The sequence below is a fragment of the Leifsonia sp. PS1209 genome, assembly GCF_012317045.1.
Taxonomy (GTDB): domain Bacteria; phylum Actinomycetota; class Actinomycetes; order Actinomycetales; family Microbacteriaceae; genus Leifsonia.
The window spans coordinates 202,627-215,975 of sequence record NZ_CP051154.1 but is presented as its reverse complement, the minus strand read 5'-3'; the positions used below and the strand labels follow the sequence as shown (position 1 = coordinate 215,975).

The following is a 13,349-nucleotide window of genomic DNA, read 5'->3' as shown; positions in this document are numbered from 1 at the left end:
TCAGTTGGTCTCGGCGATGGCGTCGGAGATGAGCGAGTTGAGGGTGCTCGCGTCGGGGAGCGCACCCAGGATGCGCGCGGCGACGCGGCCCTTCTTGTCGATCACCAGAGTCGTGGGCGTCGCCTTCGGCGGCACGGTCTTGCTGAACGCGAGGAGGACGGAGCCGGTATCCCGGTCGAGGACCGACGGGTATGTCACGCCCTTGTCCTTCTCGAAACTGGCTGCGGTGCTCTCGGTGTCGTAGAGATTCACGCCGAGGAAGTCGACGCCGTCACCCTTGTACTTCTGGTAGAGCGATTCGAGGAAGGGGGCTTCGACACGGCACGGCGGGCATCCCGCGTACCAGAAGTTGACGACGAGCACGTCGCCCGCGTAGTCCTTCGACGAGACGGGGGTGCCGTCCGCGAGTTTCCCGCTGAAGTCGACGGCGGCACCGCGGCTGCCCGCGGCGAACTCGGTGACGGTGCCGTCGCCCGCGATGTAATTCTGGCCGGTGCCGGCGCGGTACTGGCTGGCGAGACCGTCGGAGGACGTGCATCCACTGAGGACGAGTGCTGCGGACGCGGCGACGGCCGCGAGCGGGACCAGGAAACGGGAGCGGCGGTTCACACGGCCCCCACATCGGTGGCTGCTGCGTTCAGTTCGGCAGCGGGTTCGACGTAGCCGACCTCGATGATGCGCACGACGGGCGCTCCGTTCTCGGGATGCTCGGAGGAGGGAGGCTGCGTGCCGGCCTCGACCTCGGTGGAGGGGTTCGGGGTGGTCGCCGCGTCTGCCCCGCTGGTGGCCTCGGTTGCCGGCTCGACCAGGGTGCGCTCGAACGTCGTGATGCTGGACAGAGCACAGCGGCGCTTGCGCGGGTCGTGCCAGAAGCGCGCTCCCGCGACGGACAGGTGGGTGACCCAGATGGGCAGTTGGTGGCTGACCAGGATCACGTCTCCGGACTCGACGGAGTCGAACGCGTCGTCGATCGCCGCGAGCATCCGCTTCTCGATGTGCGAATATGCCTCGCCCCAGCTCGGACGCGCCGGGTTGATGAGGAACGGCCAGTTGACGGGCTTCTTGAGCGCCCGGGACATCACGGTGCCCTCGAAGTGGTTGGTCGGCTCGATGATGCGCTCCTCGATCTGCACATCCAGAGCGAAGGCTGCTGCGATCGGCGCCGCGGACTCGCGCGTGCGCTGCAGAGGGGACGCCAGAAGCGCGGAGATCGGGCGTTCGCGCCCGAGGAGTTCGTCCGCTGCCGCAGCGGCCATCCGGTGACCGAGTTTGGAGAGGCCGAAGCCCGGCAGCCTGCCGTACAGGATGCCGTCGGGGTTGAACACCTCTCCGTGACGGACGAGGTGAACCTGGCTTGCTACCACGCGACCAGTCTACGGAGGCGTTTCCCTTGAATTCACTGAGCGCTGGCACGGGAGGCTTTCGGACGGGCCGCCCGGGCTGTAGTGGCGGACGGTAGGCTTGTGGCTCGTGACCGCACGAGTATTGATCAAGGACCTTGCCGCCTCCCCCGACGGCCCCGTGAGCGTAGCCGGCTGGGTGGAGACCGTTCGCGACCAGAAGAAGGTGCAGTTCGTCGTGCTCCGCGACGAGACCGGCGCCGTTCAGCTCGTGAACCCGCGCACCGTGGATGCGGACGGCGCGGTGATCGCCGACGAGCCGGCCACCACGATCTCCGGCCTGTCTCAGGGCTCGTTCGTGCGCGCCACCGGCGAGCTCAAGCACGACGAGCGCGTGAAGCTCGGCGGCATCGAGATCAAGCTGTCGACCCTCGAGGTCGAGACGGCGGCCATTCCCGAGACCCCGATCGCCGCGGACAGCGGCATCGACAAGCGCATGGACTGGCGCTTCCTCGACCTGCGCGAGCCGAAGAACAACCTGATCTTCCGCATCCAGACCACGTTCGAGCACGCGCTGCGCGAGTACTGGGTGAACAACGACTTCGTCGAGATCCACACCCCGAAGCTGATGGCCAGCCCGAGCGAATCGCGCGCAGAGCTCTTCGAGGTCGAGTACTTCGACACCACGGCCTACCTCTCGCAGAGCCCGCAGTTCTTCAAGCAGATGGCGCAGTCCGCCGGCTTCGGCAAGGTGTTCGAGATCGGCCCGGCGTTCCGCGCCGACCCCAGCTTCACCAGCCGCCACGCCACCGAGTTCACTAGCGTGGACGCCGAGGTGAGCTGGATCGACAGCCACGAAGACGTGATGCAGCTGCACGAGAACCTCATCGTGGCTGGCTTCACGGCGGTCAAGGAGAAGCACGGCGAGCAGATCAAGGAGCTGTTCGACGTGGAGGTGACGGTTCCCAGCACGCCGTTCCCGCGCATCCCGTTGGCGGAGGCGAAGCGGATCGTCGCCGAGCGCGGCTACGAGGTGCCCCGTCATGACGACGACATGGACCCGGAGGGCGAGCGCCAGATCTCGGCGTACGTGAAGGAGACATACGGGCACGAGTTCGTGTTCCTGACGGACTACGCCTCGAGCATTCGGCCGTTCTACCACATGCGCCACGCGGACGACGTGACCCTGACCAACAGCTACGACCTCATCTTCAACGGTGTGGAGATCTCGACGGGCGCTCAGCGCGAGCACCGCATCGAGGTGCTCGAGGAGCAGGCGCGCGACAAGGGGCTCGACCCGGAGGAGCTCGGCTTCTACCTCGACTTCTTCCGGTACGGCGTTCCACCGCACGGCGGATTCGGCATGGGCCTGGCGCGTGTGCTGATGCTCATGCTTCACCTGTCGAACCTGCGCGAGACGACCTACCTCTTCCGCGGCCCGACGCGCCTGCTGCCGTAGCGTTCGCCGCCGGCATGGCCATCCACTGGTCGCCGGCGACGAGGATGTGCCCGAGGAAACGCAGGCCGATGGTCGCTGCCGCCTGATCGAGGCGGCGCGTGAGCATGAGGTCGGAGACGCTCGGGTCGAGGGTACCGCCCGGATGGTTGTGGGCGACGGCGAACGACCTGCCTCCTCTGGTGAGGACAGCCTGCAGCACGTCTGCCGGCTGGACGGACACGTCGTCGACCCCGCCGTCGCGCACCAGCACGAGTTCGAGCGGGCGAGACGCCCGGTCGGCCACCACCACGACGAACCGCTCGCCGTCCCTGTGCAACAGCTCGGGCCGGACGATGCGGGCGACGGCCTCGTGGTCGACCAGCCTGGTCCAGGACGACGAAGCGCCGGCCCTCCGCCAGATCTCGGTGATGGCGACGAGCCTCCCCGCTGTTGCCGGCCCGACGCCCGGGAGGTTCTCGAGCCGGGCGAAGTCCATCGTGGCGAGGCCGGGGAACCCTCCGGTGCGCCCAAGGATCGAGCGGGAGAGCCCGAGAACGCTCCTGCCGGACTGGCCGGAGCCGAGCACCAGGGCGAGCACTTCGTCGTCGGTGAGGGACCCGACCCCGATGCGCCGCATCCGTTCGCGTGGTCTGTCGTGGTGGGGAACATTCGCTAATGGCTCCTCTTCTTCCTGGTCGGACATGAGCCCAAGCTAGAAGCGCCGACGGCATCGGAAGCCAGCGATCCGAAATCTGTGGATAACCGCAGGATGTGGATGAAGCGCCGCGCACGCGTCGGCGCGGCGGTGTGAGAATGGGAGGGAGCCCGGCCACAAGCCGAACCAGAGCAGAGAAGCCGCACCACGGCAACGAAGGCAACGAAGGAGTCGCCATGACCAGTCCTCAGGACGTCGTCATCCTGTCAGCAGCCCGCACACCGCAGGGCAAGATCCTCGGGGCTCTGGCCTCGCAGACCGCCGTGCAGCTGGGGGCGGTCGCGCTGAGGAAGGCGATCGAGCAGTCCGGCGTCGGCGCCGACGCTGTGGACACCGTGATCTTCGGGCAGGTGCTGCAGGCGGGCGCCGGCCAGAACCCGGCGAGACAGACGGCCATCGCCGCCGGGATCGGCTGGAACGTGCCGACGGTCACGATCAACAAGGTGTGCCTCTCCGGGCTCGCCGCGGTGATCGACGCCGCGCGGCTGATCCGTGCCCGCGAGGCGACCGTGGTGGTCGCCGGAGGGCAGGAGTCGATGACCAACGCTCCTCACGTGCTCCCCGGATCCAGGAAGGGCTGGACATACGGGTCGATCAACGCGCTCGACTCCGCTGCGCACGACGGGCTGACCGATGCGTTCGACGGGATCTCGATGGGCGCATCCACGGAGGGGTACACGTCCCAGCTCGGGCTGACCAGGGAAGCTCAGGATGCGTTCGCGGCGGCCTCCCACCAGCGCGCGGGGGCTGCGGCAGCATCCGGAGTGTTCGCGGACGAGATCGCGCCGGTGAGCATCCCGCAGCGGAAGGGCGACCCCGTCGTCGTCAGCGCGGACGAGGGAGTCCGCCCGGATTCGACCGCCGAGACCCTCACCGGGTTGCGGCCGAGCTTCGCGGACGGCGGGACGCTGACCGCCGGGAACTCGTCGCCGCTGAGCGACGGGGCGGCGGCACTGGTGCTGACCAGCCGGGAGAACGCGGAGCGGCTCGGGCTGGAGTGGCTCGCGGTGGTGGGGGCGTCCGGGCAGGTCGCCGGGCCGGACAACTCGCTGCACTCGCAGCCGTCGAACGCCATCTCCGCAGCGCTCGGGCGCGCGGGGTGGAGCGTCGGAGACCTGGACTTCGTGGAGATCAACGAGGCGTTCGCCGCCGTGGCGCTGCAGTCGATGACCGATCTGGCACTGGATGCGGAACGCGTCAACATCCACGGAGGCGCGATCGCCCTCGGGCACCCGATCGGCGCATCCGGAGCCCGGTTGGCCGGGACGGCGGCACACGAACTGGCGCGGCGCGGCAGCGGCAAGGCGGCCGTGGCGCTGTGCGGAGGCGGCGGGCAGGGCGAAGCACTGCTGCTGTGGCGCTGAGCGGGCGCGCGTAACTGCGGAGAAGTGGGCGGACACGCCGCGCGGAAGTCCGCTTGAGCGGAGAATCCGGGCTTGGGGGCTGGATTCTCCGCTTGAACGGAGGGCTAGCCGTTCGGGAGGTGGCGCTCCTCGGCCCCGTTGTAGAGGGAGAGCGGGCGGATGAGCGAGTTGGAGGCGTACTGCTCGAAGACGTGCGCGGTCCAGCCGGTGACGCGGGCGGCCGCGAAGAGCGGCGTGAACGTGGCGGTGTCGAAGCCCATCAGGTTGTAGGCCGGACCGGACGGGTAGTCGAGGTTCGGCTTGATGTTCTTGCGGTCGTTCATCGCCTTCTCGAGGGCGTTGTACAGATCGAGCATGTCTGCGCGGTCGTAGTGCTCTGCCAGCTTCTCCAGCGCGGCCTTCATGGTGGGAACGCGGGAGTCCCCGTTCTTGTACACCCGGTGCCCGAAGCCCATGATCTTGCGCTTGGCGGCGAGCGACTCGTCGAGCCACGCCTCCGCGCGCTCCGCGACCTCGATCTCGTCGAAGGCGTGCATGACGGCCTCGTTCGCTCCACCGTGCAGCGGGCCTTTGAGGGCGCCGACCGCCGCGGTGACCGCCGAGTACACGTCGGAAAGCGTGGAGGCGACGACGCGGGCGGTGAACGTCGACGCGTTGAACGAGTGCTCCGCGTACAGCACCAGCGAGACGCGGAACGCATCCACCACCACGTCGTCCGGCACCTCGCCGAACGTCATCCAGAGGAAGTTGCTCGAATAGTCGAGGTCGTCGCGCGGCTCGACCGGTTCGAGGCCGCGGCGGCGGCGCTGGTCGTACGCGACGATGGTCGGCAGCTGCGCCAGCAGGTAGACGGCGCGGCCGAGGTTCAGGTCGGGGTCGAGGATGCCGTCCGTCTGGCCGAGAGTGTCGTCGAGGCTGCCGAGGTGGCTGACCGCCGTGCGCACCACATCCATCGGGTGGGCAGCGACCGGGATGTCGTCGATGGCGCGCTTGGTGCGCTCGTCCAGTGCACGCAGCGAGCGTTCGAGCGTCGCGAACTCGGCCAGCTCGGCATCTGTCGGCAGTTCGCCGTGCCAGAGCAGGAAGGCGACCTCCTCGAACGAGCAGTTCGCGGCGAGCTCCTGCACCGGATATCCCCGGTAGAGCAGCGAATTCGTCTCGGGGTTGACGCTCGAAATGGCGGTGGTGTCGACCACGACACCGGCGAGGCCCTTGTGGATCTCGGGGTCGGTCATTGCTGCTCCTTCGCTGCGGCGGGTCCGGCGCTTTTAGCGCTTGACCTCGAAATTGAACACGGACGTGTCGAACGCGTTGTAGCCCTCGTAGTCAATCAGTTCGTAGAGGTCGGCGCGATGCTGCATTTCGCCGAGTTTGGGCTCCAGCGTGCCGGTGTCGAGCAGCTGGTCGAGGCCGCGCTCTGCTGCGCCCATCGCCAGACGGAGCAGCGAGACCGGCCAGATCACGATGTTCACGCCGACGTCGCGCAGCTGGTCGACCGTGAACAGGTCGCTCTTGCCGAACTCGGTCATGTTGGCGAGCATCGGAACGTCGATGGCGTTGCGGACGGCCTCGAACTCGCCGAGGTCGCGCATCGCCTCGGGGAAGATCGCGTCTGCACCCGCATCCACGAGGGCCTTCGCACGGTCGATCGCCGCATCCAGCCCGTCGACGGCGCGGATGTCGGTGCGCGCCATGATGAGCAGGTTGGGGTCGCGACGGGCGTCGGAGGCGGCCCGGATGCGCTTGAGCGCGGTGTTCTCGTCGACGACCTGCTTGCCGTCGAGGTGGCCGCAGCGCTTGGGGTTCACCTGATCCTCGATGTGCAGCCCGGCGACACCGGCGTCCTCGAGGGTCTGCACCGTGCGCGCGACGTTCATCGGCTCGCCGAAGCCGGTGTCGGCGTCGACCAGCGCGGGGAGGTCGGTCATCCTGGCGATCTGGGCGGAACGACCCGCCACCTCGGTGAGCGTGGTGAGGCCGATGTCCGGCAGGCCGAGCTCCGCGCTGAGCACCGCGCCGGAGATGTAGACGCCCTCGAAGCCCTTGCGCTCGATCAGCCGGGCGCTGAGCGGGTTGAACGCGCCGGGCATCCTGACCAGTTCGCCGGACGCGAGCCTGGCGCGGAAGGCGGCACGCTTCTCGTGCGCCGGGACGGAGGAGTACAGCATCAGAAGAGTCCCTTCGGGGCGGGGATGCTCGCGAGCAGGCCCGGCTTGGCCGTGATGGTGAGGCCGCCGAGCTCGTCGGCGGTGAGAGACGGGAGGCGTTCTGCGACGCCGAGGAAGCGCTCGATCTCGGCCTCCTCGAGGACGTCGGCAGCGAGCATCCGGAACTTGGCGATGTAGTCGGCGCGCTCGAACGGGCGTGCGCCCAGTGGATGCGCGTCGGCCACGGCGATCTCGTCGGTGATGACGCTGCCGTCGGCCATGCGGATCTCCACCCGGCCGCCGAACGCCTTCTCGGCGGGGTCGATGGAGTGGTAGCGGCGCGTCCACTCCGGGTCTTCCGTCGTGGTGACCTTGCCCCACAGCTCCACGGTCTCCGGGCGCTGGGCGCGCGCAGGCAGGTAGGAGTCGACGTGGTGCCAGCCGCCGTCCTGCAGTGCGACGGTGAAGATGTACGGGATGGAGTGGTCCAGCGTCTCGCGCGAGGCGGTGGGGTCGTACTTCTGCGGGTCGTTCGCGCCGGAGCCGATCACGAAATGCGTGTGGTGCGAGGTGTGGATGACGATGCTCTCCACCCGCGACGGGTCGGCGGCCTCCGGGTGCTCGCGGTGCAGCTTGCGGGCGAGGTCGATCCAGGCCTGCGCCTGGTACTCGGCCGAATGCTCCTTCGTGTACGAGTCGAGGATGGCGCGTTTGGCCTCGCCGCGCTCGGGCAGCGGAACCTCGTAGCGCGCATCCGGCCCGTCGAGCAGCCAGGCGATGACGCCGTCCTCCCCCTCGTAGATCGGGGTGGGGCTGGTCTCGCCGCGCATCGCCCTGTCGATCGCCTCGACGGCCATCTTGCCCGCGAAGGCGGGGGCGTGCGCCTTCCAGCTGGAGATCTCCCCCTTGCGCGACTGCCGCGTGGCGGTGGTGGTGTGCAGCGCCTGGCCGATGGCCTGGAAGATGACCTCCTTCGGCAGGTCGAGGAGCGTGCCGATGCCGGCAGCGGCGGACGGGCCGAGGTGGGCGACGTGGTCGATCTTGTGCGCGTGCAGGCTGATCGCCTTCGCGAGGTCGATCTGGATCTCGTACCCGGTGGCGATGCCGCGGACCAGGTCGCGCCCGGACAGGCCGAACGCACGACCGGCGTGCTGGGCGACGGCGGTGATCGGCGGGATGTTGTCGCCGGGATGCGAGTACTCGGCGGCCAGGAAGGTGTCGTGGTAGTCGAGCTCGCGCACGGCGACCCCGTTCGCCCACGCGGCCCACTCCGGGCTGACGCGGGTAGCAGCCGGCTCGCCGAACACGGTCGAGCCGTCCTGCCGGCGTTCGTCGGTCAGCTCCTCCAACTGCGCTGTCGGCAGCGGATGCGCCAGTGCCTGCGACCGCGCGGACACCACCGGCCGCCTGGTGAGAGACGCCGCCGCGACGGCGGCGTTGTCGATGACGCGGTTGATCACCATGTCGGTCACCTCCTGCGTGACCTCGACGGGGTCGGCCGCGACCTCGGCGATCTGCCACGCGAGCTGATCCTGACGGGCGAGATTCTCTTCGCTTCTGTGCACACGAACGTTGTGGAGCTTCACGTATCGAACCTACCTCGGGGCGGCTACGCTGTGCGCATGGTTCCTGGCCCATCGCTGCTGGCGTTCGCGATCGCATCCATCGCCCTGATCGTGATCCCGGGTCCGAGCGTGCTCTTCGTGATCGGCCGGTCGCTGTCGCTCGGACGGGTCGGCGGCCTGCTGAGCGTGCTCGGCAACGCGCTCGGGATGCTGCCCCTGGTGATCGCCGTCTCCCTCGGGATCGGGGCGGTCGTCGCGCAATCCGTGGTGGTGTTCACGATCATCAAGTTCGCGGGAGCGGCGTACCTCGTGTATCTCGGTATTCAGGCGATCAGGCACCGGAGGCACACGGCGGTGACGCACGAGGCGACGCCGCCCGCGCGCTCGCGGGTGCGCATCCTGTCGGAAGGGTTCGTGGTCGGGCTGACCAACCCGAAGACGCTGGTGTTCTTCGTGGCGGTGCTCCCGCAGTTCGTCGACTACCGGGCGGGGAGCATCCCGCTGCAGATGTTCGAGCTGGGGACGGTGTTCCTGGTGCTCGCCCTGGCCTGCGACAGCGTGTGGGCGCTCGCGGCCGGGACCGCCCGAAACTGGTTCGGGCGGTCGCCGAAACGCGTCGAGCGGCTGGGTGCCGCCGGGGGCGTGATGATGATCGGGCTCGGCGGGGTGCTGGCGCTGACGGGGAACAAGCACTGAAGGGTGCTGGCAGCGTTCTGCCCTGCCGCGTCGTGCTAGATGTCTCCGGCGGTCGCGACCGGGGTGACGACGGCGCGGGCCAGCGTGTGGAAGTGCGCGTTGAAGCCGAGGACGGCGGGGGTCGACTCCGGGTCGAGGTCGAGGTGGTCGACGTCGAGGGCGTGCACGATCAGGTTGTAGTGGTGCGTGCCGGTTCCGGGAGGCGGGCCTGCGCCGGTGAAGCTCTTCGAGCGCAGCTCGTTCGAGAGCATCGCCGCGCCCTGCGGGAGGTTGGCGCCGCCCTCAGCGCCCGCGTTCGCGTCGAGCGAGGTGACGTCGGCCGGGATGTTGAAGACGGCCCAGTGCCAGAAGCCGGAGCCGGTCGGCGCATCCGGGTCGTGGATGGTGACGGCGAAACTCTTCGTCTCCGCGGGGAAGCCGGACCAGGACAGCTGCGGCGAGATGTCGCCGCCGCCACCGCCTGCGCCCCACTGCGCCTGCGCGAGCGGACGGCCGTCTGCGACGTCGTCGCTGGTGACGGTGAACTGAGGGACGGCGCCGAAACGCTCCAGAGGATCTTTGACGGTCATGAAGTAAACGGTAGACCCGTCAGCCGACGTGCGTCTTGACCGGAACAGGAACCCGGGTGCGGCGGAACCGCTGCGGGAGGCCGGAGACACCCCAGACGGTCACGCGCCACATGGCCTCGCGGACGATGCCGCCGCTCATCTTGGATGCGCCGTGCTCACGCTCCACGAACGTGATCGGCACCTCGGCGACCGAGAGGCCGGCGCGGTATGCGCGGCGGAGCATGTCGATCTGGAAGCAGTACCCCTGGCTCTCGACATCGGCGAAGTGGATGCTCCGGAGCGCCTCGGCGGTGAAGGCACGGTAGCCGCCCGTGACGTCTTTGGCCGGGATGCCGAGGGCGATGCGCGAGTACGCGCTGCCGCCGCGGGAGAGCAGGCGGCGACGGGCCGGCCAGTTGACGACGCCACCGCCGGGGACCCAGCGGGAGCCGAGGACGACGTCGGCGCCGGGGGTGGGGGTGGGTGCGTTGGTGGATGCGCCGGACGCGGCTGCGGGTGCGCCGATCTCCCTCGTGCCCGGCTCGCGGAGCGCGGCCAGCAGGCGGTGCAGTTCCTCCGGGCGGTGCGAGCCGTCCGCATCCATCTCGACGATGCGGTCGTATCCCGCATCCAGAGCCCAGCGCATCCCGTCGCGATATGCGGCGCCGAGGCCCTCTTTTCCGGCGCGGTGCATCACGTGGATGCGCTGGTCGGCCGCGGCGAGCGCGTCGGCGAGCGCCCCCGTTCCGTCCGGGGAGTTGTCGTCGACCACGAGCACATCCACGTCGGGGGTGGCCGCGCGGACGCGTCCGACGATCGATTCGACATTCTCCCGCTCGTCGTAGGTCGGGATGATGACCAGGGTGCTCACCCCACAAGCATCGCCGATGTTGGTGAATGAAAGGAAACCGAGCGCCTGGGTAACGGCGCCGGGGTCGCTGAGAGAGCGCACAGCCTGGGCGGCCTAGCATGGTGCGGTGCCCGTGCCGAAAGTCCTCCTCTACTACGTCTTCACGCCGCTCGCCGACCCGGACGCCGTGCGGTTGTGGCAGCGCGACCTCTGCGAATCGCTCGGCCTGCGCGGACGCATCCTGCTCTCGGGCGACGGGATGAACGGGACGCTCGGCGGTGAGCTCGGCGCATTGAAGAAGTACCTGCGCAAGACGAAGGACTACCCGGCGTTCAAGGACCTCGACGTGAAGTGGAGCGAAGGGACCGGGTTCGGCGACGACGGGATGAGCCTCGACTTCCCGCGGCTGTCGGTGAAGGTGCGCGACGAGATCGTGAGTTTCGGGGCGCCTGCCGAGCTGGTGGTGGACGGATCCGGCGTCGTCGGTGGAGGCGAGCGGCTCGACCCCGCCGGGCTGCACGCGCTGGTGGAGGCACGGGACGACGTGGTGTTCTTCGACGGCCGCAACCGCTTCGAGGCCGAGATCGGGCGCTTCAAGGACGCCGTGGTGCCGGACGTGTCCACGACGCGGGAGTTCGTCGCCGAGCTGGACAGCGGGAAGTACGACCACCTCAAGGGCAAGCCGGTCGTGACCTACTGCACCGGCGGGGTGCGCTGCGAGGTGCTGTCCGGACTGATGCGGTCGCGCGGCTTCGGCGAGGTGTACCAGCTCGACGGCGGTGTCGTGCGCTACGGCGAGACGTTCGGCGACGACGGACTGTGGGAGGGCTCGCTGTACGTGTTCGACAAGCGGCAGTCCGTCCGGTTCAGCGATCACACGGCCGTGATCGGACGCTGCGTCGTGTGCGACGCCGAGACCGAGCGGATGCGGAACTGCGCGGACGCGTCATGCCGCGAGCAGCTGGTCGTGTGCGAGGCGGAGGACGCGGTGTTCTGCGCGGCCCACGGAGGCCCGATCCCTGCACTTCGCTCCTAGCGGACGAGTTCTCCACAGCCTCCCGGGAACCATTGGCACCCTGCGCGCGTTGCGGCCATCATGAACAGCATGGATCCGGTCGCAACCATTGTCTGGATCGTGTCGTTCGTTCTCGTCACGGTCACCGTCACGGGTTTGTCGCGCCGTGTCGGGTGGTCGGCGCCGGTGGTGCTGGTGGTCGTGGGGGCGGTGGTGTCGTTCATCCCCGGGGTACCGCACATCGAGCTCGAGCCGGAGCTCGTGCTGTTCGGGCTGCTTCCGCCGCTGCTGTTCGCCGCGTCCATCCAGACGTCCTTCGTGGATGTGCGGGCCAGGCGAGACGGCATCCTGCTGCTCTCGGTGGGGCTGGTGGTGTTCACGGTGATCGTGGTGGGGTTCGCCACGTGGTGGGTGGTGCCGTCGCTCACGCTGGCGGCCGCGTTCGCGTTCGGGGCGGTGGTGGCGCCGACGGACACGGTGGCGGTGACGGCGATCGCCGGGCGATTGCATCTCCCCCGCCGACTCGTGACCGTGCTCGAAGGCGAGAGCCTGCTCAACGACGCGACGGCCCTCGTGGCGCTGAACGCGACCATCGCCGCGATCGTGAGCGTGGTGAACCCGTGGGCCATCGCGGGCGACTTCGCGCTGGCGGTGGTGGTCGGAGTGGCGGTCGGGCTCGGGGTCGGCTGGGTGCTCGCGATCATCCGGAAGCAGCTGCGGGCTCCGGTGCTGGACACCTCGCTGGGGTTGATCACTCCGTACCTGGCGTTCATCCCGGCGCAGTTCCTGCACGGGTCCGGCATCCTGGCGGTGGTCGTGTCCGGGCTGTACCTCGGCTACCGGTCGCCGACCATCCAGACGGCGGAGGCGCGCATCGCGGAGTCGATCAACTGGCGCACGATCCAGTTCCTGCTCGAGAACGCGGTGTTCCTGTTCATCGGGCTGGAACTGTCCAGCATCCTGAGCGGCGCGTTCCGGTCGGGGATCACGGTCGGCCAGACGGTGGTGATCAGCATCGTGGTGCTGCTCGCGATCTCGGCGGCCCGGTTCGTCTGGATGGTGCTGACCACGACGCTCTACCGCCACGGCCCGAAACGGCTGCGCGAGCGCGGGTGGAACTGGCCGACGGGGATCGCGGTGTCGTTCGCCGGCATCCGCGGGGTGGTGACGCTCGCCGCCGTGTTCCTGTTGCCGGACGCGACACCGCACAAGGAGTTCCTGCAGTTCCTCGCGTTCGTGGTGGTCGTCGGAACGCTGCTCGAAGGGCTCGCGCTCCCCTGGGTCATCCGCCGGCTGAAGCTCCCGCCGCCCGACTTCGCCCAGGAGGCGAGCGAGATGCAGCGGCTGCTCGCCGAGGCCCAGACAGCCGGGCTGGAACACCTCGACTCCCAGGTGACGGGCGACGAAGACGAACGGGTGCTGGAACGGCTGCGGATCAACGCGGTCTTCCTCTCCGACGCGCTCGAGAACCCGTCACCGAACGAAGACGAGAACGTGCCGGTGGAGTACCAGAAGCTGCGGCGGTCGATGATCAAGGCCGAGCGGAAGGCGGTGCTGGATGCGCGGGCCGAGGGGCGGTATCAGGAGCTGGCGGTGCGTTCGGTGCTGGCGTTCCTGGATGCGGAGGAGTCCGCGTTGAAGTCGTCGGGGCCGCGGAAGGGGCTTATGTAA

The 13,349-nt window shown here is 68.9% G+C and carries 13 protein-coding genes; 5 read left to right on the top strand and 8 right to left on the bottom strand.

Going from position 1 to position 13,349, the window contains the following annotated elements; all coding sequences use genetic code 11:
* Both HF024_RS01135 and HF024_RS01130 read right to left on the bottom strand, forming a co-directional pair.
* Positions 1-609: a TlpA disulfide reductase family protein gene (locus tag HF024_RS01135; RefSeq protein ID WP_247597242.1), complete on the bottom strand. Its 609-nt coding sequence runs from the start codon at positions 607-609 to the stop codon at positions 1-3.
* Positions 606-1,364, bottom strand: coding sequence for a histidine phosphatase family protein (locus tag HF024_RS01130; protein ID WP_168688366.1), 759 nt, complete (start codon positions 1,362-1,364; stop codon positions 606-608). The genes HF024_RS01135 and HF024_RS01130 overlap by 4 nt, the downstream gene beginning before the upstream one ends.
* Before the next feature lie 106 nt (positions 1,365-1,470).
* Here HF024_RS01130 and aspS point away from each other — a divergent pair, with 106 nt between their 5' ends.
* Entirely contained in the window at positions 1,471-2,799 is a 1,329-nt protein-coding gene (aspS, locus tag HF024_RS01125) for an aspartate--tRNA(Asn) ligase (protein WP_168688365.1), read from the top strand.
* Here the strand turns inward: aspS and radC are convergent.
* The gene (gene radC, locus HF024_RS01120; RefSeq protein WP_281727827.1) at positions 2,729-3,481 is read right to left on the bottom strand and encodes a DNA repair protein RadC; all 753 of its coding nucleotides are present in this window, start codon (positions 3,479-3,481) and stop codon (positions 2,729-2,731) included. The two genes, aspS and radC, sit on opposite strands and share 71 nt — an antisense overlap.
* Before the next feature lie 188 nt (positions 3,482-3,669).
* Here radC and HF024_RS01115 point away from each other — a divergent pair, with 188 nt between their 5' ends.
* On the top strand, positions 3,670-4,857 hold the full coding sequence (locus HF024_RS01115) for an acetyl-CoA C-acetyltransferase (RefSeq protein WP_168688363.1): 1,188 nt from the start codon (positions 3,670-3,672) through the stop codon (positions 4,855-4,857).
* A gap of 104 nt (positions 4,858-4,961) precedes the next feature.
* Here HF024_RS01115 and HF024_RS01110 read toward each other — a convergent pair whose 3' ends face one another.
* Genes HF024_RS01110 through HF024_RS01100 form a run of 3 tightly spaced genes read right to left on the bottom strand, consistent with a single transcriptional unit; the run spans position 4,962 to position 8,590 of the window.
* Entirely contained in the window at positions 4,962-6,092 is a 1,131-nt protein-coding gene (locus HF024_RS01110) for a bifunctional 2-methylcitrate synthase/citrate synthase (RefSeq protein WP_168688362.1), read from the bottom strand.
* A gap of 33 nt (positions 6,093-6,125) precedes the next feature.
* Complete coding sequence (gene prpB, locus HF024_RS01105; protein ID WP_168688361.1) at positions 6,126-7,025, bottom strand: methylisocitrate lyase; 900 nt, start codon at positions 7,023-7,025, stop codon at positions 6,126-6,128.
* A complete protein-coding gene (locus HF024_RS01100) occupies positions 7,025-8,590 on the bottom strand; it encodes an MmgE/PrpD family protein (protein ID WP_168688360.1) in 1,566 nt (521 codons plus the stop codon). Before HF024_RS01100 ends, prpB begins: the two co-directional genes overlap by 1 nt.
* 36 nt (positions 8,591-8,626) lie before the next feature.
* Here HF024_RS01100 and HF024_RS01095 point away from each other — a divergent pair, with 36 nt between their 5' ends.
* Positions 8,627-9,265, top strand: coding sequence for a LysE family translocator (locus HF024_RS01095; protein WP_168688359.1), 639 nt, complete (start codon positions 8,627-8,629; stop codon positions 9,263-9,265).
* A gap of 35 nt (positions 9,266-9,300) precedes the next feature.
* On the opposite strand, the gene HF024_RS01090 is transcribed toward HF024_RS01095, so the two are convergent.
* Together HF024_RS01090 and HF024_RS01085 are read right to left on the bottom strand one after the other, a co-directional pair.
* Positions 9,301-9,834: a YbhB/YbcL family Raf kinase inhibitor-like protein gene (locus tag HF024_RS01090; RefSeq protein ID WP_085367630.1), complete on the bottom strand. Its 534-nt coding sequence runs from the start codon at positions 9,832-9,834 to the stop codon at positions 9,301-9,303.
* A 19-nt stretch (positions 9,835-9,853) separates the two neighbouring features.
* Entirely contained in the window at positions 9,854-10,684 is an 831-nt protein-coding gene (locus HF024_RS01085; RefSeq protein WP_168688358.1) for a polyprenol monophosphomannose synthase, read from the bottom strand.
* Positions 10,685-10,790: 106 nt separating this feature from the next.
* On the opposite strand from HF024_RS01085, the gene HF024_RS01080 reads away from it, so the two are divergent.
* Both HF024_RS01080 and HF024_RS01075 read left to right on the top strand, forming a co-directional pair.
* On the top strand, positions 10,791-11,699 hold the full coding sequence (locus HF024_RS01080) for a rhodanese-related sulfurtransferase (protein WP_168688357.1): 909 nt from the start codon (positions 10,791-10,793) through the stop codon (positions 11,697-11,699).
* 69 nt (positions 11,700-11,768) lie between these two features.
* Positions 11,769-13,349: a Na+/H+ antiporter gene (locus HF024_RS01075; RefSeq protein WP_247597241.1), complete on the top strand. Its 1,581-nt coding sequence runs from the start codon at positions 11,769-11,771 to the stop codon at positions 13,347-13,349.

What these genes read in the sequence shown, in the direction of transcription:
- radC (WP_281727827.1), bottom strand. Translation starts at nt 3,481, where the DNA reads ATGTCCGACCAGGAAGAAGAGGAGCCATTAGCGAATGTTCCCCACCAC.
- HF024_RS01115 (WP_168688363.1), top strand. Translation starts at nt 3,670, where the DNA reads ATGACCAGTCCTCAGGACGTCGTCATCCTGTCAGCAGCCCGCACACCG.
- HF024_RS01110 (WP_168688362.1), bottom strand. Translation starts at nt 6,092, where the DNA reads ATGACCGACCCCGAGATCCACAAGGGCCTCGCCGGTGTCGTGGTCGAC.
- prpB (WP_168688361.1), bottom strand. Translation starts at nt 7,025, where the DNA reads ATGCTGTACTCCTCCGTCCCGGCGCACGAGAAGCGTGCCGCCTTCCGC.
- HF024_RS01095 (WP_168688359.1), top strand. Translation starts at nt 8,627, where the DNA reads ATGGTTCCTGGCCCATCGCTGCTGGCGTTCGCGATCGCATCCATCGCC.
- HF024_RS01090 (WP_085367630.1), bottom strand. Translation starts at nt 9,834, where the DNA reads ATGACCGTCAAAGATCCTCTGGAGCGTTTCGGCGCCGTCCCTCAGTTC.
- HF024_RS01075 (WP_247597241.1), top strand. Translation starts at nt 11,769, where the DNA reads ATGGATCCGGTCGCAACCATTGTCTGGATCGTGTCGTTCGTTCTCGTC.